Raw genomic sequence first — 283 nt, 5'->3', positions numbered from 1 at the left:
GGACGCAACTGTACCGGTCCGCACTGAAATGGTGCAATTTAGGGTCAATGAGGGGAGTTTGCGTAGGAAGGTACCGTCAAAACACCGGTACAGTAGAACAGTTTGTGTAATGGTTGGGCGGGGCAACTGTACAGCCGGTGCGCATTGCGCGCCACCGGCTGTACAGGGACGGCTTCAGCTGGCCAGCATGCGCCCGGGTTCTTCCAGGTTTTCATGCCACTGCAGGGCTTCGCGCAGGATGTGCGGGGTGTGCCCACCCTTTTCGCAGGCGCGGGTAAAGTAG

The 283-nt window shown here is 59.0% G+C and carries 1 protein-coding gene; it reads right to left on the bottom strand.

Annotated features, from left to right (window positions below):
- Nucleotides 1-174: 174 nt before the first annotated feature.
- The coding region (locus tag QMX96_RS26810; RefSeq protein ID WP_282362737.1) for a hypothetical protein at nucleotides 175-283 on the bottom strand (109 nt) is incomplete at its 5' end.

Origin of the sequence: Pseudomonas sp. PS01300 (genome assembly GCF_029960155.1) — a bacterium.
Taxonomy (GTDB): Bacteria; Pseudomonadota; Gammaproteobacteria; order Pseudomonadales; family Pseudomonadaceae; genus Aquipseudomonas; species Aquipseudomonas palmensis.
This window is presented reverse-complemented; position numbering and strand designations above follow the sequence as displayed.